This window comes from Dokdonella fugitiva, from assembly GCF_014138265.1.
GTDB lineage: Bacteria > Pseudomonadota > Gammaproteobacteria > Xanthomonadales > Rhodanobacteraceae > Dokdonella_A > Dokdonella_A fugitiva_A.
Genome location: NZ_JACGXL010000001.1, coordinates 1,121,536 through 1,138,147, shown reverse-complemented (window position 1 = coordinate 1,138,147; position 16,612 = coordinate 1,121,536). Strand labels below are relative to the sequence as shown.

Genomic DNA, 16,612 nt, shown 5'->3' with positions numbered 1-16,612 from the left:
CACGGGCCGGCTCATCCCGGTCCGTCTTTTTTTGTGTAGGGTGGCTTCACAGCGGGAGGTTCGCATGCGCCGATGGTCCGTGTTCGCGTTGTTGTTCGTCGCCGCATGCAGCTCGAACCCGCCGGTACCGCGTGCGCCGTCGGTACTGCCGGCGCTGCTGCCGTGGCCCGCGCAGCTCGAGGTCGGGCGCGGCCGCTACGTGCTGCGCGACGGTGCGCGACTCGAGGTCGCCGGCGGCGACGAGGCGCTCGCGATCGCGCGCGGGTTCGCCGCGCGCGTCGCACGCGATCGCGGCCTGCAGCTCGACGTCGCGGCGCAGGCCGGTGCGGGTGATGCGGCGGTCGTGTTGGCGCTGCGGCCCGGCGACGCGACCGTGCCGGAAGGCGAGGGCTATCGTCTCGTCGTCGACCGCACGCACATCGAACTCGCCGCACGCGAGCCACGCGGCCTGTTCCGCGGAACCACGACGTTGTGGCAGTTGCTCACGCCGGAGATGAGTCCGGCACGCGCCATCGAAGTCTCTGCGGTGCGCATCGAAGATCGACCACGCTTCGCGTGGCGCGGCGCGATGCTCGATTCCGCGCGGCATTTCCAGCCGCCCGAGTTCGTCAAGCGCTTCATCGACGAACTCGCGCTCGCCAAGCTCGACACGTTCCATTGGCATCTCACCGACGACCAGGGCTGGCGCATCGAGATCAAGCGTCATCCGCGCCTCACCGAGGTCGGCGCGTGGCGTCGTCCGGCTGGCGCCGCGGGCACCGACGCGGCCGGCAAGCCCGTGCGCTACGGTGGCTACTACACGCAGGACGAGATCCGCGACATCGTGCGCTACGCGGCCGAGCGCTACGTGACGATCGTGCCCGAGATCGACATGCCCGGGCACATGCAGGCCGCGATCGCTGCCTATCCGGAACTCGGCGCATCGGCGGACGAACCGGTCGTTTCGCCCGACTGGGGCGTGCACGGCTACATCCTGAACGTCGACGAGCCGACGATCGCGTTCATGCAGGACGTGCTCGACGAAGTGATCGAGCTGTTCCCGTCGACGTACATCCATGTCGGTGGCGACGAGGCGGTGAAGGACCAGTGGAAGGCATCCTCGCGCGTGCAGGCGCGCATGCGCGAACTCGGCCTCGCCGATGAGAACGCGCTGCAGGGCTGGTTCATCGCCCGCATGCAGCAGCATCTCGCCGCGCGCGGCCGCAAGCTGATCGGCTGGGACGAGATCCTCGAAGGTGGCGTGCCGGCCGACGCCGCGGTGATGTCGTGGCGCGGCACGAAGGGTGGCATCGAAGCAGCGAATGCAGGGCATCCGGTGGTGATGGCGCCCTCGCCCGACCTCTACTTCGATCACCTGCAGAGCGATGCCGCGGACGAGCCGTCGGGCCGGCCCGACCTGCGCACGCTCGCCGACATCTACGCATTCGACGCGACGGCCGGCATGGACGCGGCCGCGGCGGCGCACGTGCTCGGCGCGCAGGCGAACCTCTGGAGCGAACACATGCGCACGACCGCGATGGTCGAGCACGCGGCGTTCCCGCGACTCGCCGCACTCGCCGAGGCGCTGTGGTCGCCGCGCGAGGCGCGCGACTGGTCGCGGTTCGTCGCGCGCCTCGTGCCGCAGATGGAGCGTTGGCGCGCGCACGGCGTCGCCGCGGCGCAGAGTGCGTTCGAGGTGCGTTTCACCGACACGGCGCAGGGGATCGTGTTGTCGAACCAGGCCGGCCTGCCGATGCGCTACACACTCGACGGGCGCGCGCCCGATGTGCACGCAGCCATCGATGCGGGCGGTGCGCTGACGCCGCCCGCGGGCGCGACGATCCGCGCCGCGACCTGGCTCGATGGCCGTCGTGCCGGCGACATCACCGAGCGCAGGGCGGATGCCGCGCATCGGCGCGCGAGCAGCGAGCTTGCGCAATGCAGCGGCAAGCTGGTGCTGCGCATCGAGGATGACGCGCCGACGCCGGGACCGCGCGCCTTCTACGACGTCGACCTGTTCGATCCGTGCTGGACCTGGGCGCGCGCGCCACTCGACGACGCCGCGCGCATCCGCGTCGCGGTCGGCCAGCTGCCCTACAACTTCCAGCTCTACAAGGACGTCGCGAACATCGTGCCGCGGCCGGCGCCGTCGACACCTGCGGGCGAACTGCTCGTGCGCGACGGCTGCGCGGGGATGCTGCTGGCGAGCCTGCCGCTCGATCGCGCACGCATGAATCCGGCGGTGAGCGTGCTCGAAGCGGAGCTGCCGCCACGCTCGGGCGCGCACGACCTCTGCTTCGTGTTCAGCGGCGAGGGACACGATCCGCTGTGGGCGATCGACACGGTCGAGCTGCTGCCGCCGCGGTGACGTCGCGCTGCGACGCGGCTCAGAACCCGCCACCCGCGTCGAGCCACGCCTGCTCATCGGCCGTGCTCGCGCGGCCGAGCGCGGCGTTGCGATGCGGGAAGCGGCCGAAGCGCACGATCACGTCGCGGTGCGCGGTCGCGTACTTGAGGTAGTAGTCGTCGCCCATCGCACCGAACAGCGCGAGCGAACGATCCTGGTCGGCGAGCGCCTCGGAGTGTTCGAACGGCATGTAGAAGAACAGGCGCAGGTCGCGATCGACCGCGCGGTCACGACCCGCGTCCACCGCCGCCGACGCGACCTCGCGCGCGAGGCCGTCGGTCGCGAAGGCGTGCGCGCTGTTGCGGAACAGGTTGCGCGGGATCTGGTCGAGCAGCAGCACGAGCGCGAGGGAGCCGTCCGCGGTGCCGCGCCAGCCGTCGAGTTCGCGTCGCGCCGCGGCGTGGTGCGCGGCGGCATAGCGCTCGCGCAACGCCGCGTCGAACGCGTCGTCGCGGCTGAACCATTTCGCGGTGCCGGCCTGCTTCCAGAACGAGACGAGATCGAAGGGGTCGGCAATCACGTGCGGGGCGTCGCGTCGGCCAAGCGGGCTTGTGAATCTATCCTCGCCCAGCCCGATACGCCAGCGATGCCCGTCGGTGATCGGGCTGGCCGTTCGCGGCCGATGCATGCATGGACGCCTGTCGCCGGTTTTGAGACGGCGCTCGCCGAGCCTCGGCGTCCCGCAGAACAGGAGGCCGCCATGCAACAGACGAATCCGATTTCCCCGCGCCGCGTTCCGCTCGCCGTCGCGGGCTCGCGGCGCATCGAACGCTGCTACGCGATGCTCGGCAAGGGCGGCGGCGAACTCCCGCTGCGCAGCGCACGCATCGAGCTCGTGCTCGTCGACGACGCGCGCGACGTCTGGAACGTCCTCGGCTTCCGCGCGGAGCCGGCGCGCTTCGCCAGCGACGCGGTCGATCGCGACGGTGGCTGGCGCGTCCTCGGCTGGCGCATGGCCGACGGCACGCGACCGCTCGGCGACTACGACGTCGTCGATCCGGATCTGGCGCAGCTCGAGCAGCTTCCGTGTCCCGATCCGCTCCCAGGATTCGCGCCCTCGCACGACGGCGGCTCGATCGATCCGGTCTGAGCGATCCGCCCTGGATGATCCGGCGTGGCGGTGCTCGCGCGAGTGGCTGCCGCGTCAGCCGATGATCCAGTCCTTGCTGCGACTGTTGCTGAGGAACGCGATGTCCTCGACGAGGTCGGGATACGACTGGCCGAGCGTGAAGGTGCCCGCGATCCAGTGCAGCGGGATGCCGTCGGTGCGCTCGGGCTGGTCGACGTAGACGACGCCGTCGTCGGCGGCGAACACGGTGCGATCGCCTTTCGCGAGCTGGTCGTGCACGCGCTGAGCGAGCACGGCCGCACCCTCGGACAGCCGACCGATGCGAAGGGCGCCGCGGCCCGGCGAGCGAAGGCGAGCATGCATGGGGAATTCCTCCGTCGTCAGTCGGGTGCTTTCTGCGCGGCCGCGAGATCGAGCCACTCGCGCCCCGCGACCAGTCGATAGAGCGGCAGTTCCGCGCGCCCGAGTTCGTCGACGAGCCGTGACGCGAGATGGATCGCACGCCGTTCGCCGATGCTGAAATCGATGTAGCCGTCGTACCACTGGAAGCCCGCGGGCGAGCGCGTGGCCTGCTCGATGCGACACACGCCATGGTCGTCGCCGGGCCGGAAGCGCGCAATGAACGCGTTCACCGCCGACTGCGCATCGCTGTCCGCCTCGAACACGACGACCTGCTGCCATCCTGCTTTCGGATTCATGGCGATGCCCACGGCGACGATTCCTGCCGGATGCCCGCGCGGTGCGGGCTTCCCGTGCGGCCGAACGTACGCTTCACGACAGGGTGCGGCAATGGGAAAAAAATTCCCACGCGCCGGCCCCGCCGGAAGCGCGGATTCGTGCCGGTCGTCGAGGCCGATCGTTGCGCTCCAGCTTTTCCCGCCGCGCGCATGACATTCCTCTGATCATTCTTGAACGCTCGTTTCACGCGCGCGCGGGCATCGTCGGGTTTCGCGTGGGCAGAGACGCCCGGAGGAACGACATGCAGCCACAATGGCGCCCGATCGGCGTCGTCGAGACACCGATCGCCCACCCGGTCGTGAAGCTCGCCTGCGATGCCGCGCCGAGCCGGTATCGCGCACTGCTGGCGTCGAACAGCGCGTCGACGTCGAGGTGGGAACTTTTCGTCAACTTCGCGCGCGGTGAATCGCGCGGGACCGTCGCGGCGTGCACACTGATGCGCACGCTCGCGATGTTCGCGGGCTGCGACCGCGTACCGCTCACGATCATCGCGGGCGAGCATTGGCTCGTGGCCGACTGAGCCGCGGGATCGGCCCGACAGGACAGGACAGGACAGGGCAGGCCGCCGCACGCCGATCGCACGACATGACGCAAGGATGCGGTCCGTTGTCTCAACCTGCGCGACGGACGTCCGTGAGCATCGCCCCATGGACAGACATCGTGATCCGCGGTGGGAGCCCCGTACGGGGGATGTGGTCTGGTTCCGCTACCCGCGCAACCGGTCGTGGCAATGCGCGATCGTCGATCGCGTCGCGGACGGGCGCGTCTACTACACGCGATCCTCCGTCGGCGTCGGTCGCGGCGAGCCCGTATGGATCGACCTCGACGGCTGGAAGCAGCGCGCAGCGCGATCGCGCCTGCGGTTCCCGCTCGGCGAGCGCATCGCGAGCTAATCATGCGGGGATTGCGCCCAAGGCACGGGCTTCGCTCGAGGAAATGCGCGCGATATCGCGCGGCGGCGTGCGCGATGCACGTGCTCGCGCTCGTTTCGCGTGGGTACGCGATCCGAACAATTCACGGGCTTTCTGCACGGGATGGGTGTATGGTGAGAGTGCTCGTCGCTTGCGCGCGAGCCGGTTTCACTCCTGCCGCAGCACGGCGATACGCCTTCGATCGTCCGTTGCGCTTCACCTTCCGGAGCGGCGATGAATGCTCACGTGCCTCAATTCCAGTTTCGCCTCGCGCGTGGCCTGTCGATCGGGCCGGTCGCGCTGAAGCGTCTCTGGTCGGCGGCATGCGGCTGCAATGACGTCACCGTTTCGCGCGAACAGACGCGCCCGAACGAGGATCGTTCGGGGCATCGGTATTCCTTGTGGGGGCCACCCAATCGCTTCGACCTGGCGACGGTCGAGGCGCGCCTGCTGACGACTCTGGAAGCGCGGTTTCCCGGTGCGCGCATCACGCTGTTCCGGCTAGACAGCGTTCCACGCCCGAAGTGGTAGCCCTCGTCGATTCGTCCGGTAACTGGGTGCGGAAGCTCGAGGCATTCCGTACGCCGAGCAATGCGCGCGCGACGTACGAACTCGCGTTGACCGCGTTGCTGTTCGCGAGCAGCTGGATCGCGACGTATTGGGGCTGGTCGAGTGGGCGATGGTGGCTGTACGCGCTCGCGCTCGCGCCGACCGCCGGTTTTCTCGTCCGGCTGTTCCTGCTGCAACACGACTGCGGGCACGGCAGCTTCTTCGCGTCGCGCAAGGCGAACGACGCGGTCGGCCGGTCGCTCGGCGTGCTCACGCTCACGCCGTATGCACACTGGCGCCGCGCCCACGCGATCCATCACGCGACGCAAGGGCACCTCGGCAAGCGCGGCACCGGCGACGTCGACACGATCACCGTCGCCGAATATCGCGCGCGCGGACCGTGGGCGCGCTTGCGATACCGGTTGTACCGGCATCCGCTGGTCATGTTCGGCATCGGCCCGGTGTTCGTATTCCTGGTCCAGAACCGCATACCCGCGGGCTTCATGCGCGACGGAGCGGGTCCGTGGATCAGCACGATGGGTACGAATGTCGTGGCCGGCGTGCTGATCGCGCTCGCGATGTCCACGCTCGGCGTCGGCGCGTTCCTCGCCGTGCAATTGCCCGTCCTCGTCCTCGCGGCGACGATCGGCGTCTGGCTGTTCTTCGTGCAGCACCAGTTCGAACACACCTATTGGGAGGACGCGCCGCGCTGGAACGCGCGCGACGCCGCCCTCGCCGGAAGTTCCCATTACGACTTGCCGCGCGTCCTTCGCTGGCTCACCGCGAACATCGGCATGCATCACCTGCATCACCTGTCGAGTCGCGTGCCGTTCTACCGTTTCCGCGACGCCGCCGATGCGTTGCCCGAACTTGCCGACGTCAATCGAATAGGGGTCCTCGAAGGCTTCCGCTGCGTGCGGCTCGCCCTGTGGGACGAAGAGCGCCGGCGCCTCGTGTCCTTTCGCGACATCCGGGAGCCGCGCATGGGTGCGGCATCCGTCGAATCAAACAGGAGAAGTTCATGATCACATTGGATGTCCGCGGCTTGCCCAAGTCGATGACCGACAGTTCGCTCCATTCGCTCTTCGCCCAGCACGGCCGCGTGTTCGGCCTGCGCATGGCGCGCGACCTGTTCAGTGGCGAATGCCGCGGATTCGCGGAGCTGCAGATGGAAGGGCACGAAGCGCGCAACGCGATCGCTGCGTTGAACGGTTCCACCCAGGACGGTGCGACGATCCGTGTCGCCCTGCACGACGAGCGCAAGAGTCATCGTCGCCGCTGAGTCGCAGTCGCGCGCGATGGTGGGAAAATATTTCCGCTCGACAAGCCTGTGGTGAGCGCGTAGGGTCGGGCGAATCATTCAACTGCCTTGGCGCGCAGCGAAGCAGCGTCCCGATCACGGGCTGCATTCGCATCCACCGTCCCCAGCGCGCCGTCCCGGTGGCCGATCGTTCCCTGCCGCACTGATCATGCGGCTGCGCAGGCTACCGACATGCACGCGTCATTCGCCGGATCGAGCGGCAACTGGAGCGTCGTCGCGACGATCGAAGTCGAGGCGCGCGTCCCGCTCGTCATGCACCTGCCGAAGGAGTCGACCGGGTTCCGCATGATGCAACGGGTCACTGCGCCGCAAGGCTACGCGTGGGTCGACATCTGCGTGGACCTGTCTTCGGGCATGCTGCACGCGGCGCAGGTCGCGCGCACGGTGCTTGCCGAACTCGCGTCGTGCAACCTCGCCGGCTTCCGCGTGATTTCCGGCGAGCACTACCTGACGATGGGCAGCCCGGCGTGAGCGCGCGATGAGCGGCCTGATCTTCAGCAAGCACCAGGCGGGGCCGGCGACGTTCTACCTGCGCCGCGGCGGCCGGCTCGAGGTTCACGTCAACGGCATGGTGCTCGCCGTGGTGCCCGAAGACGCGGTCGAGCGACGAATGCTCGACAAGGTGCACGGTATCGATCGCCTCGCGGAAGAGGTCGCCGCGGGCCTCCCGCACAGCCTCGACATCAACTTCGCGCCCGTGTGCGCGTGGCTGCGCATGTGGCAGCGATGCAACTATCTTCGAGGACGCTGAGCGATACTCGACGCATTGCATGTCCGTATCGACTCGGCGATGAGCGCGTCGAGCGCGCGACGCATCTCCCCATTGATCGGAAAGAAGGCCGGGCACGCCGCGCGTTCATCTCGCCTCAGCGGGTGCCGCGCGGTGTGGATCTGCGCGGGTCCACGTGATCGATTCCAGCCGCGGCGCCCATTTGGCGGTATCGTGTCTGTTCGCATGAAACGCAGCCTCGACAGGCTTCCCGCGGAACCCATGGATCGGTTCATGCGCCCCTTTGCACAATTTCTCCGCGTCGAAGCCGCCGCGGGTTCGGTGCTCCTCCTGTGCACGGTGATCGCTCTCGCTCTCTCCAATTCCGGATGGCGCGACACCTACATGGAGCTGTGGGAGACCACGGTCGCCTTGCGTTGGGGTGATGCCGAGTTTTCCCGCTCGTTCAAGCACTGGATCATCGACGGTGGAATGACCTTGTTCTTCTTCGTCATCGCATTGGAGCTCAAGCGGGAGATGGTATTCGGCGGGCTGCGCAACCTGCGATCGGCGGCGTTTTCGATGGCCGCGGCGATCGGCGGGATGGTGGTGCCGGCGGTGTTGTTCACGTGGCTGCGGGGCGGCGGGATGGAAGGTCGCGCGTGGGGCGTCGTCATGGCGACCGACACCGCTTTCGTCGTCGGATGCTTGGCGTTGCTGGGCTCGCGCATTCCGCCCAGCCTGCGCTTGTTCCTGCTGTCGCTCGCGATATTCGACGACATCGGTGCGATCGTCGTCATTGCGATCGGATACGGGGGCGGAATCGATTGGCTTGCGCTGGGCTGCGTGGCCGTCTCCCTCTTCGGCGTGCTGCTCATGCGGAGCATGGGCATTCGCCACGTGGTCGCATACATCGTCGCTGGCGTACTGGCCTGGCTTGCGCTGGATCGATCCGGCATCCATCCAACGACAGCCGGCATGCTCCTCGGCCTGATGACGCCGACGGGCCGCTGGGTAAGCGACAGTCGCCTCAAGGCGATCCTGGGCAAGGTCGTCGCCTATCCGCCGGGGGATGACCGGGCTGGTGATAGCGGGGATCGGCAGGATCTTCGGCGCGCCGGAATCGCGGCGCGCGAGGCCTTTTCGCCGCTCGAACGATTGGAGCTCGCGTTGCATCCCTGGGTGGCTTTCCTGGTCCTGCCTGCGTTCGCGCTCGCGAGCGCGGGGCTGCCGATGTCGCAGGTGGCCGTCGATTGGTCGCTGGCGACCGCCGTGGCGATCGGCCTGTTCTGCGGAAAACCGCTGGGAGTCCTTTCTTTCGCCTATGCCGCGAACGCGCTCGGCTGGGCTTCCCGTCCCGCGCGCCTGACGTGGGCGCTGATCGGCGGAGGCGCGATGCTCACCGGCATCGGATTCTCCATGTCGCTGTTGATCGCCGAGCTGGCACTGCGGGCCGATGAACTCGGGTCCGCCAAGATCGGCATCCTGTCCGCATCGACGCTGTCGGCGGTATGCGGCCTGGCGACGCTGACGTGGCTGACTTCAAAGCGCCATCGGATGGCGGAAGCATCTCGCGCCGACCGATCGAAGCGGCATTGATCGGAAGCAGCGCTTCACGGGGTCGACGACGGGCTCCCTTACGTGCGTTCGAGATCGCCCCAGGCGGCACCTCGACCGGGCACGACCGCCCGGTCGATTTGGAGTCATTCCCCGATCAGGCGACTCGCATCGACGCTGAGCACGCCCCGCGTATGGCCGGCGATCTCGATGGCGCTCGTGCGCGCTTCGCGCGTCCCCGCGTGACCTCGCAGCGAAACGACGCCGCCGATCGCGGAGGCGGCGATGCGGTAGTGGCTCACGCTGGGGGACAACGAGAACGCGGATTCGACGCGCGCGGCGACCCACGTGTCCGAAACGGGAAGCCCGCTGCGCGAAGCGATCGCGGTCTGCGCGGATCGAGCGTCCTCCGTGAGCGGGGAGTGGTTGAAGACGACGATGCCGTCGTCGACGGCGCGGACGCCTCCGGTATCGGCTGCGACACGCGCGGCGATGTCACGTTGTTCGCGCCGGTAGACGGATCCGTCGAGGCGCACCGTTCCATTCGTGGTGGCGACATCGATATCGAGTCCGCTCGTTTCGGCGCGCCACAGCAGCTTCGAGCGGATGGAAGCAGTGATCGTCGCGTCGTCGATCTTCTGCCGGAAGCGGATGCCGCTGTTCGATTGTTGGGACGGAAGTGCATCGGTGAACCCGATCAGGTTGTCGACGTGCGTGATGCCGTCGATGCTCATCGCGATCTGCTCGGCGAGTTGCCTTTCGGCATCGCCGCCGACCTTGCCGACCAGCGACGCGTTCGCACCCGCGACGGTCACCCTCAGCACGCAATCCTGGAGGATCGGATTCATCGCATAGATCGTGAGGATCTGCGTCTCCCGCCGAAGATCGGCGGTGACCAGGGTGTTGGCCAGGGTCGTTGCATCGCGGGCGCTGGCCGCGAATCCCGCGCAGAGCAGTGCGGTCGACAGGAAGGCGATTCGAATGCTGCGGTTCGTGCGCATGGTAGGTCCGTAGTCCTGGTGACACCATCAATCGATTCGCGCGCGCGCATAGGCCTCGCGGCGGCGGCGCAGGCGCGCATGGTTCACGGCATCGCTCAGCTGGTCGTAGCGGAATCCGTCGAACGTGAACATGCCGCCCTTCAACGAGATCGAAAGATCCGCCATGAGTTGCCGGGTCGGTGCGTCGGGCAGCTCGATGCTTTCATCGATCACCGTGGCGCCGCCGCTCCGCGTCAGGTATCGCGACGTCATCAGTCGCGAATAGGCGATGGCATCCGCGAGTCGATCGTACCGATAGTCGCCGTAGCGGTAGCGACGCCCGTCGTAGTGAATCGAGTGCTGCGTCATCAGGCGGATGCGGTCGGAAGGCGAGGATGCTTCATCGGCGTCGTGAGCGACGTAGCCGCCTTCGGACGTGAACGCCTGGTCGGCTTGCGCGTCGCGGTAGGCTTTGTCATGGGGTGCGTCGGGATTCATCGAAAGGGCCTTTGAGTGCGAGCCGTGCTTGCCCACGGATGCAGCATGCGCGCGACTCGCGTGCGCGTCGGTTCGCTGCCGCACGCATCATCATCGGGAAGGTTGGGCATGTGGCGCGCGACTGACGCCGGTCTTCCTGATCCATCTGTCCATGCCCTGTCGATAGGTCTCCAGATCCGAGCGATAACAGGTGCACGCCGCCGCCGCGAGGCGCTCGCGATCGATGATCGCGACCTTGCCGCGCCGGTAGCGGATCAATCCGCGCGACTGCAGGGCGCCCGCGGCTTCCGTGACGCCGACGCGGCGCACGCCCAGCATGAACGCCAGGAAACCCTGGGTGACGTAGAACGTGTCGGCGTGCGCGCGGTCCGCGGTCATCAACAGCCAACGTGCTAGCCGCTTCTCGATCACATGGAAGCGCGCGCACGCGGCGTTTCGCGCAATCTGGCGTGATTGCACGTACGCGTAGCGATCCACGAGCTTGTGCAACGAGGGCATGTCCCGCAGGCAGCGCAAGAATTTCGAAGCCGGCATTCGCCACGCGCTGCCCGCACCCTGGGTCAACGCGCGCAGCGATGCGACATCGCCACCGAGGGCCAGCTCGTGGCCGTACATGCCCTCGTCGCCGATCATGCCCACTTCCAGCGTGGCGCGGGCGTCGACGGTCGCGAGCAGCGATATGAATCCACCCGTCGGAAAGTAGGCGTGACGGATCCGTTCGCCGTCCTCCTGGAGGCTGCCGCCGTAAACGAGTTCGACCTGCATGCATGCGGCGAGGCAGCGCTCGCGCTCGTGCGCCGGCAGCGCGGCGAGCAGCCGATTGGATGGTGTGGTGCGTTGCATGACCGGCATTGCAGGCATTTTCCTGGTTGCCGCCGCGTTGCCGTCGACGATGGACCGGGAGCCTAGCTGTTACGGATCGCGCGCGTCTGTCCGCCATCGCACGTAGTCGTGCGGGTGATTCCGCTCGGCGTTTCCGTTGCGTACGCCACCGCACGAACCGGCCGCCGATTCACGCGTATCGTGCGACTGAGGGCGTTCGACACGCTCGCTTGCCACCGGCGGCGGGTCCCGCGCAGCATCCCTGGATGGGCATCGTCGAGTCGGTAACCCATCACGAATGGACAACCGAATGCGCAACCATGTGTTCCAGGCGAGAGGGGTCGCTTCGCTGCGTGACGATCCGGGTGCCAGCGCACGTCGCATCCTCGATGCCTGCGTATCGTCGACCCTGACGTTCTGGATCGACGACCTGTCGATCATCCACGGGGAGCGGCCGGCCGACATACCTTCGATGGTCGAGTCGTTGATCATGGGTACGTACGGCGTCGGCACCCCGATCGAGGACATCGAGGATGACCTGCGGGCCGTGCGCAGCGAGCGGGCGAGATCATGGATCGCCGACTAGCCTTGCGAGCCGTTCGTGTCCGCCTCGGCGCGCCCGCGATCCACGGCTCGCGCGCGCGCGCGGGCGCGTCGCATCAGGTACAACGAAACGATGCAAAGGATGGCGAACGTCACGCAAAGGATCTTGGCGACACCGAACGGAGTACCGACGATGCGTGTGAATCCGAACAGCCCCGCGACGACGGCCGCCACAAGGAAAACGAGCGCGTTGTGCAGCATGCCGGACTCCGGAAGTGGCGCGCATTGCAGGGCGCACTGGCGCGTGGCGTCGTGCGCGGTATGTCGCAGCGGCCACGCGGTCGACGGAATGTACGGTCGGGAAGGCATGACGTCCGTGCGTAGACGCACATAGGTCATTCGCCGCCGGTCGAATAGCGCGATCGCCTCACGCCATGACGACATCGGGCAGCAAGCGGTCGAATTCCTTCCTGACCACCTGGTAACACTCGCAGGCGCGCGCCTCGAGGCGCGGCCGATCGAGCACGGTGATGCGACCGCGGCTGTAGCTGATCAGGCCGTCGACCTGCAGCTTGCCCGCCGCCTCGGTGACGCCTTCGCGACGCACGCCGAGCATGTTGGCGATGAGTTCCTGCGTCATCGCAAGATGCGGCGAAGGCAGGCGATCCAGGCTCAGCAGCAGCCACCGGCACAACTGCTGGTCGATCGAATGATGCCGGTTGCACACCGCCGTCTGCGCCATCTGCGTGAGCAACGCCTGCGTGTATCGCAGCAACAGATGCTGCAGCGCCGCGGCGCGATGGAATTCGTCCTTCAGGACTTGTCCTCTGAGCCGATAAGCGTGCCCTGCGCTCTGCACGACCGCCCGACTCGGCGTCGTCTCCCCACCCATGAACAGCGCGACGCCCACCATGCCGTCGTTGCCTACCACGGCGATCTCGGCCGACGCGCCGTCTTCCAGGACGTACAGGAGCGACACGATCGACGTCGTCGGGAAATAGACGTAGCGCAGCTGGCTGCCTGATTCGTACAAGACGTCGCCGAGCGGCATCGGCACGAGTTCGAGGTGAGGAATGAGGCGCTCGCATTCGGACGCGGGCAGCGCGCGCATGAGGTGGTTCTGGCGCGGGTCGTGGGTGGCGGACATGGATGATCGGATCCTTTCCGCAGTGTCTTTCCTGACGTCGACAGACGGCGACGCTGCCAGCCTAGATCATCCGGGGAGCCAATACGAGCGATATGTGCGAAACCGTACACGCGGCGTTCCGTTATGTTGGCAACCGCACGGACGGAAACACCGGCGGGCGGACATCCTTCGCGCGCGCCAAGGGAGCGTGGGGTCGGCGCGGTATCCGTCGCCCGGCGCCACGGAGGTGCGGCCCGGCCGGCGCGCCTCGAAGATCGCACTTCGAGCCGGCCGGGTTGCTTGCGGATGGATGCCCGCGTCGCGGTCGGCTGCGGATGGAGCGATGCGAGTCATCGTGTGCACCGATCGACTCGTCGCCGTGGTTTTCGTTCATCTGCGCCGCAATGTCGATTCGGCGCCGGCATGACTGTTGCGTGGGACACGCGCCCGCGGGCGCCCTGGATCAGCCGGATGCCGTCGGCTTCGAAAGGCGGTCCGTCGGAACATGACTGAAGAAGGCATGGCCGAGCCTATGCTTCTTCGCCCAGAACATGGCGATGTCCGCACTCTGCAGGAGTGCTTCGACGGTGGCGCCGTCCTTCGGATAGAGCGCTACGCCGACGCTCGCCCGTACATGGAGCGTGAGAGTCCCCAGCATGCAAGGCGCCGATATCGCGTCGAAGAGCTTGTGCGCGATCGAAGTGACGTGGGCCTCGCTCTGGATGTCGAGCAGCAGGCAAGCGAACTCGTCTCCGCCGTGGCGGGTGATGGAATCCTCCGCGCGCACGGCATGCATGAGCCTCCGACCGATGACCTTGAGCAGTCGATCACCGATGGCATGACCATGGACGTCGTTGATCGCCTTGAATCCGTCGAGGTCGATGTACGCGACGCTGAACGCGAGCGCGCGCGGCCCGTGCAAGGCCAGCGCCCGGCGGGATCGCTCCTCGAATGAAGTGCGGTTCGGCAGCCCGGTCAACGGATCGTGGAGTGCCGCATGCGAAGCCTGCTTGCAACGCATCTCTGCCCTGCGGAGATCTTCGCGCATCCGCTGCAGCATTCTCCGTGCGAGCCGTAGCTCGTTGTCGAGATGATGGCCGAGGCAAAGACTCGCCTCCAACTGGGCGCGCAGTGACTGCAACCCGGCCACGCACGCCGCCACGCTGTCCTCGGCATGCATCGGGGTCGCCCGTATTCGCTCCGAGCCTCCCATGCGGCCGTCACGCAAACGATTTGCAAGCGTCAGCAGCGCATCCACGCAGCCGTCGATCCCGCGCCTGATCCGCAGCGCCGTTCGCACCCGAGGGCCCAGTGTCGGCAGTGCCTCGATGCGTTCCAGATGCGAACCAAACGGCTCTTGCGACGCCGGGTCATCGAACCCCGGGGTCGTATCCCCTGCGTGGATTGCATCCGTTGCCATGATTCCTCCGTCGTCCATTCGCAGCTGCGAGCCAATGCTGCACGCGTCAGCGCTCCGAGGTGAAGCGAGCGCGTGCGTTGGAAGTCCTACAGGCGTCCACTCAGTATCAGCACGACGATGACGAGCAGCAGCAGTCCCAGTCCGCCGCTGGGCACGTAGCCCCATCCCCGGCTGTGCGGCCATGTCGGAATGGCTCCGACCAGCAGCAGGACCAGGACGATCAAGAGAATCAGGCCAATCGACATTTCGTTCTCCTAGCGCTCTCGTTCCCATCCGCCGTACCGATCGAACAACCCGCATCGACTTCGCAAGCGTGCGACCGGACGGGTCGCTTTCCGACTATTTCTTTTGCTTGTCATCATTCTTGTCCGTCGACTTCCCGTGCTGCGCCGGCTCGCGCGCAACTTTTGAATCCGCCGTTTCGTGCTTGCCGCGGTTGTCACGCAGCGGAACGTTGCGGGCAGCGATCCTTCCCGGCTGGGATGTTCTGGAATCCCGCGCCCGTGGCCCGGCCGACGTGTCCGCATTGCGAGTCGCAGCCTTCGACTCGATGGACGTTACGTGCGACGAACCCCGTCTGTGTTGCGTGTCGACGCGGGTTTCGCGAACGCGGGTCGGTTCGTGTTGCCTCGTTGCACGCGGGGCCGCGAGCGCGGCGCGCCGCGGGGCATAGGCATCCGTCGAGGCACGTCGCGGCTGGCTGTGATGATCCCCGCGCCCGTCTTCGTACCGGTAGCCCGGCACCGTTCCGGGATGGTGGCGCGGTGTGATGCGCCTCCACTGATCGCGTTCGCCGTACCAGGCACGGTTGCGGTAGTTGTCGTCCCAGTACGTACCGAACACGAAGGCGATGACGGGAATGCCGATGCGTACGCCGTATTCCGGTATGCGGACACGCCGTCCCTCGTAGTCTTCCTGCAGGAGGTATCCCGCCACCCAGCCGCGATCATTCCCGGCGGTCACGTCGCACCAGGACCAGCCGTCGACGCAGCCTTCGATGACGACTTCGGCGCCTGCGGGAAGCATCGCGACGTTCGGATAGCTCCTGTCGGGACCGGCGCGGAGGGTCGCGTCACCGGTCACGTAACCGTCACCGCCGAAGGCCGGGCGGAGCGCGAAGATCGAAAAGAGCAGGGCTGTCGTGCACAAGATACGTTTCATGTTCGCCGTCCTCGTTGAATCGAGATCCCCGTTGTAGCGCGATCACGGAGGATTTCGCGGTGCGCTGGCGCGCATAGCGCACCGCGCATGCGTTCGCTATCGCACGGAAGCCTTTCGCTTCCGTGCGCATACTGAAGGCCCATTCGCGAGCGGTCGGATTTCGCCAGCTCTGCGGAATCCTGGTCACTGGAGCGCGATATGCATACCCCGTGGATCCCAAGTTCCATCGCCCTGCCGCACGAAGGGCAGCCGGTGGAATTCGTCCTCGATCATCGCCAAATCGCGATCGAAGGGACGTACACGCGGCAGGTCTTCCGTTCGCGCTGGACGAGTTACGAGGTGGAGCGGGTCGGTACGTGGAGGCTTGCGGACCTTCTCCACGCGCGGGACCACGCTGCGGCGTGATTCTGCCGCGAACGGGCGGCCGGCCTCACTGGGCGCGACGCAACCGCTTGGCGTTCGCCTTGACCTTGCGCAGGTAGGGCGACACGGCGCTGCTGGAAAGATCAAGGGCCGATGCCCGCATCGACGACACCATGCTGCTCGCCGTCGGCATGAACCATGTGCGCAGCAACAGCGAGGAGAACCGCGCCTGCGTGCGCGCCACAGCTATCGCGACATGGAACAGCGATTCGCTCGACGCACTGATCTTTTCGGTGACCATCCGGCGCCCTTCACGCGCATTCGCGTTCGTTCCTCGCTGCGCCATCTTCGCCGTGCGTTGCGCGACCACGACGGGCGCCAGCATGGCGAGCTGGGCGAGATCCGTCGTTGCACGCACCTGTTTCCTTCGATTCGACATCGTCGTTCGCGGCGGCCGTC

General features: G+C 67.0%; 23 protein-coding genes. 11 read left to right on the top strand and 12 right to left on the bottom strand.

Annotated elements, in window-relative coordinates; genetic code table 11:
* Positions 1 to 64: 64 nt before the first annotated feature.
* On the top strand, positions 65 to 2,347 hold the full coding sequence (locus FHW12_RS05280; RefSeq protein WP_182529906.1) for a beta-N-acetylhexosaminidase: 2,283 nt from the start codon (positions 65 to 67) through the stop codon (positions 2,345 to 2,347).
* A gap of 19 nt (positions 2,348 to 2,366) precedes the next feature.
* Here FHW12_RS05280 and FHW12_RS05275 read toward each other — a convergent pair whose 3' ends face one another.
* Entirely contained in the window at positions 2,367 to 2,903 is a 537-nt protein-coding gene (locus tag FHW12_RS05275; protein WP_310735164.1) for a DUF924 family protein, read from the bottom strand.
* A 183-nt stretch (positions 2,904 to 3,086) separates the two neighbouring features.
* Here FHW12_RS05275 and FHW12_RS05270 point away from each other — a divergent pair, with 183 nt between their 5' ends.
* Positions 3,087 to 3,476, top strand: coding sequence for a hypothetical protein (locus FHW12_RS05270; protein WP_182529904.1), 390 nt, complete (start codon positions 3,087 to 3,089; stop codon positions 3,474 to 3,476).
* A gap of 54 nt (positions 3,477 to 3,530) precedes the next feature.
* Here FHW12_RS05270 and FHW12_RS05265 read toward each other — a convergent pair whose 3' ends face one another.
* Together FHW12_RS05265 and FHW12_RS05260 are read right to left on the bottom strand one after the other, a co-directional pair.
* Positions 3,531 to 3,818: a hypothetical protein gene (locus tag FHW12_RS05265; protein ID WP_182529903.1), complete on the bottom strand. Its 288-nt coding sequence runs from the start codon at positions 3,816 to 3,818 to the stop codon at positions 3,531 to 3,533.
* Between the two features lie 17 nt (positions 3,819 to 3,835).
* Positions 3,836 to 4,165, bottom strand: a complete 330-nt coding sequence (locus FHW12_RS05260) for a hypothetical protein (protein WP_182529902.1) — start codon at positions 4,163 to 4,165, stop codon at positions 3,836 to 3,838.
* A gap of 149 nt (positions 4,166 to 4,314) precedes the next feature.
* Between FHW12_RS05260 and FHW12_RS05255 the strand changes: the two genes are divergently transcribed.
* The 8 genes from FHW12_RS05255 (at position 4,315) to nhaA (ending at position 9,282) form a co-directional block, all read left to right on the top strand.
* Entirely contained in the window at positions 4,315 to 4,713 is a 399-nt protein-coding gene (locus FHW12_RS05255; RefSeq protein WP_182529901.1) for a hypothetical protein, read from the top strand.
* 127 nt (positions 4,714 to 4,840) lie between these two features.
* Positions 4,841 to 5,086: a hypothetical protein gene (locus tag FHW12_RS05250; protein WP_182529900.1), complete on the top strand. Its 246-nt coding sequence runs from the start codon at positions 4,841 to 4,843 to the stop codon at positions 5,084 to 5,086.
* 252 nt (positions 5,087 to 5,338) lie between these two features.
* Entirely contained in the window at positions 5,339 to 5,635 is a 297-nt protein-coding gene (locus tag FHW12_RS05245; RefSeq protein ID WP_182529899.1) for a hypothetical protein, read from the top strand.
* Between the two features lie 26 nt (positions 5,636 to 5,661).
* A complete protein-coding gene (locus tag FHW12_RS05240) occupies positions 5,662 to 6,678 on the top strand; it encodes a fatty acid desaturase (protein ID WP_220484306.1) in 1,017 nt (338 codons plus the stop codon).
* Positions 6,675 to 6,935, top strand: a complete 261-nt coding sequence (locus FHW12_RS05235; protein WP_182529897.1) for an RNA recognition motif domain-containing protein — start codon at positions 6,675 to 6,677, stop codon at positions 6,933 to 6,935. Before FHW12_RS05240 ends, FHW12_RS05235 begins: the two co-directional genes overlap by 4 nt.
* Before the next feature lie 210 nt (positions 6,936 to 7,145).
* Positions 7,146 to 7,445, top strand: coding sequence for a hypothetical protein (locus FHW12_RS05230; protein WP_182529896.1), 300 nt, complete (start codon positions 7,146 to 7,148; stop codon positions 7,443 to 7,445).
* A gap of 7 nt (positions 7,446 to 7,452) precedes the next feature.
* Positions 7,453 to 7,725 (top strand): hypothetical protein, encoded by a 273-nt coding sequence (locus FHW12_RS05225; RefSeq protein WP_182529895.1) that lies wholly within the window; start codon positions 7,453 to 7,455, stop codon positions 7,723 to 7,725.
* Positions 7,726 to 7,929: 204 nt separating this feature from the next.
* The gene (gene nhaA, locus FHW12_RS05220) at positions 7,930 to 9,282 is read left to right on the top strand and encodes a Na+/H+ antiporter NhaA (RefSeq protein WP_182529894.1); all 1,353 of its coding nucleotides are present in this window, start codon (positions 7,930 to 7,932) and stop codon (positions 9,280 to 9,282) included.
* Between the two features lie 104 nt (positions 9,283 to 9,386).
* Here nhaA and FHW12_RS05215 read toward each other — a convergent pair whose 3' ends face one another.
* From FHW12_RS05215 to FHW12_RS05205, 3 genes are all read right to left on the bottom strand, one after another.
* The gene (locus tag FHW12_RS05215; protein WP_182529893.1) at positions 9,387 to 10,241 is read right to left on the bottom strand and encodes a BON domain-containing protein; all 855 of its coding nucleotides are present in this window, start codon (positions 10,239 to 10,241) and stop codon (positions 9,387 to 9,389) included.
* A 27-nt stretch (positions 10,242 to 10,268) separates the two neighbouring features.
* Positions 10,269 to 10,718, bottom strand: coding sequence for a hypothetical protein (locus tag FHW12_RS05210; protein WP_182529892.1), 450 nt, complete (start codon positions 10,716 to 10,718; stop codon positions 10,269 to 10,271).
* A gap of 90 nt (positions 10,719 to 10,808) precedes the next feature.
* Positions 10,809 to 11,561 (bottom strand): Crp/Fnr family transcriptional regulator, encoded by a 753-nt coding sequence (locus FHW12_RS05205; RefSeq protein WP_259392823.1) that lies wholly within the window; start codon positions 11,559 to 11,561, stop codon positions 10,809 to 10,811.
* Between the two features lie 289 nt (positions 11,562 to 11,850).
* Between FHW12_RS05205 and FHW12_RS05200 the strand changes: the two genes are divergently transcribed.
* A complete protein-coding gene (locus FHW12_RS05200) occupies positions 11,851 to 12,126 on the top strand; it encodes a hypothetical protein (RefSeq protein WP_182529890.1) in 276 nt (91 codons plus the stop codon).
* Here FHW12_RS05200 and FHW12_RS05195 read toward each other — a convergent pair.
* The 6 genes from FHW12_RS05195 to FHW12_RS05170 all read right to left on the bottom strand — a co-directional run bounded on the left by FHW12_RS05195 (position 12,123) and on the right by FHW12_RS05170 (position 16,538).
* A complete protein-coding gene (locus FHW12_RS05195) occupies positions 12,123 to 12,344 on the bottom strand; it encodes a DUF1328 domain-containing protein (RefSeq protein WP_182529889.1) in 222 nt (73 codons plus the stop codon). The genes FHW12_RS05200 and FHW12_RS05195 overlap by 4 nt on opposite strands.
* A 166-nt stretch (positions 12,345 to 12,510) precedes the next feature.
* On the bottom strand, positions 12,511 to 13,230 hold the full coding sequence (locus FHW12_RS05190; protein WP_182529888.1) for a Crp/Fnr family transcriptional regulator: 720 nt from the start codon (positions 13,228 to 13,230) through the stop codon (positions 12,511 to 12,513).
* Positions 13,231 to 13,672: 442 nt separating this feature from the next.
* Positions 13,673 to 14,629, bottom strand: a complete 957-nt coding sequence (locus FHW12_RS05185) for a GGDEF domain-containing protein (protein WP_182529887.1) — start codon at positions 14,627 to 14,629, stop codon at positions 13,673 to 13,675.
* Positions 14,630 to 14,715: 86 nt separating this feature from the next.
* Complete coding sequence (locus FHW12_RS05180; protein ID WP_182529886.1) at positions 14,716 to 14,874, bottom strand: DUF3309 family protein; 159 nt, start codon at positions 14,872 to 14,874, stop codon at positions 14,716 to 14,718.
* Positions 14,875 to 14,968: 94 nt separating this feature from the next.
* Entirely contained in the window at positions 14,969 to 15,790 is an 822-nt protein-coding gene (locus tag FHW12_RS05175; RefSeq protein WP_182529885.1) for an SH3 domain-containing protein, read from the bottom strand.
* A gap of 430 nt (positions 15,791 to 16,220) precedes the next feature.
* On the bottom strand, positions 16,221 to 16,538 hold the full coding sequence (locus tag FHW12_RS05170) for a hypothetical protein (protein ID WP_182529884.1): 318 nt from the start codon (positions 16,536 to 16,538) through the stop codon (positions 16,221 to 16,223).
* Between the last annotated feature and the right edge of the window lie 74 nt (positions 16,539 to 16,612).

What these genes read in the sequence shown, in the direction of transcription:
- FHW12_RS05280 (WP_182529906.1), top strand. Translation starts at nt 65, where the DNA reads ATGCGCCGATGGTCCGTGTTCGCGTTGTTGTTCGTCGCCGCATGCAGC.
- FHW12_RS05270 (WP_182529904.1), top strand. Translation starts at nt 3,087, where the DNA reads ATGCAACAGACGAATCCGATTTCCCCGCGCCGCGTTCCGCTCGCCGTC.
- FHW12_RS05265 (WP_182529903.1), bottom strand. Translation starts at nt 3,818, where the DNA reads ATGCATGCTCGCCTTCGCTCGCCGGGCCGCGGCGCCCTTCGCATCGGT.
- FHW12_RS05250 (WP_182529900.1), top strand. Translation starts at nt 4,841, where the DNA reads ATGGACAGACATCGTGATCCGCGGTGGGAGCCCCGTACGGGGGATGTG.
- FHW12_RS05245 (WP_182529899.1), top strand. Translation starts at nt 5,339, where the DNA reads ATGAATGCTCACGTGCCTCAATTCCAGTTTCGCCTCGCGCGTGGCCTG.
- FHW12_RS05235 (WP_182529897.1), top strand. Translation starts at nt 6,675, where the DNA reads ATGATCACATTGGATGTCCGCGGCTTGCCCAAGTCGATGACCGACAGT.
- FHW12_RS05230 (WP_182529896.1), top strand. Translation starts at nt 7,146, where the DNA reads ATGCACGCGTCATTCGCCGGATCGAGCGGCAACTGGAGCGTCGTCGCG.
- FHW12_RS05225 (WP_182529895.1), top strand. Translation starts at nt 7,453, where the DNA reads ATGAGCGGCCTGATCTTCAGCAAGCACCAGGCGGGGCCGGCGACGTTC.
- nhaA (WP_182529894.1), top strand. Translation starts at nt 7,930, where the DNA reads ATGAAACGCAGCCTCGACAGGCTTCCCGCGGAACCCATGGATCGGTTC.
- FHW12_RS05215 (WP_182529893.1), bottom strand. Translation starts at nt 10,241, where the DNA reads ATGCGCACGAACCGCAGCATTCGAATCGCCTTCCTGTCGACCGCACTG.
- FHW12_RS05210 (WP_182529892.1), bottom strand. Translation starts at nt 10,718, where the DNA reads ATGAATCCCGACGCACCCCATGACAAAGCCTACCGCGACGCGCAAGCC.
- FHW12_RS05205 (WP_259392823.1), bottom strand. Translation starts at nt 11,561, where the DNA reads ATGCAACGCACCACACCATCCAATCGGCTGCTCGCCGCGCTGCCGGCG.
- FHW12_RS05200 (WP_182529890.1), top strand. Translation starts at nt 11,851, where the DNA reads ATGCGCAACCATGTGTTCCAGGCGAGAGGGGTCGCTTCGCTGCGTGAC.
- FHW12_RS05195 (WP_182529889.1), bottom strand. Translation starts at nt 12,344, where the DNA reads ATGCTGCACAACGCGCTCGTTTTCCTTGTGGCGGCCGTCGTCGCGGGG.
- FHW12_RS05190 (WP_182529888.1), bottom strand. Translation starts at nt 13,230, where the DNA reads ATGTCCGCCACCCACGACCCGCGCCAGAACCACCTCATGCGCGCGCTG.
- FHW12_RS05185 (WP_182529887.1), bottom strand. Translation starts at nt 14,629, where the DNA reads ATGGCAACGGATGCAATCCACGCAGGGGATACGACCCCGGGGTTCGAT.
- FHW12_RS05180 (WP_182529886.1), bottom strand. Translation starts at nt 14,874, where the DNA reads ATGTCGATTGGCCTGATTCTCTTGATCGTCCTGGTCCTGCTGCTGGTC.
- FHW12_RS05175 (WP_182529885.1), bottom strand. Translation starts at nt 15,790, where the DNA reads ATGAAACGTATCTTGTGCACGACAGCCCTGCTCTTTTCGATCTTCGCG.
- FHW12_RS05170 (WP_182529884.1), bottom strand. Translation starts at nt 16,538, where the DNA reads ATGCTGGCGCCCGTCGTGGTCGCGCAACGCACGGCGAAGATGGCGCAG.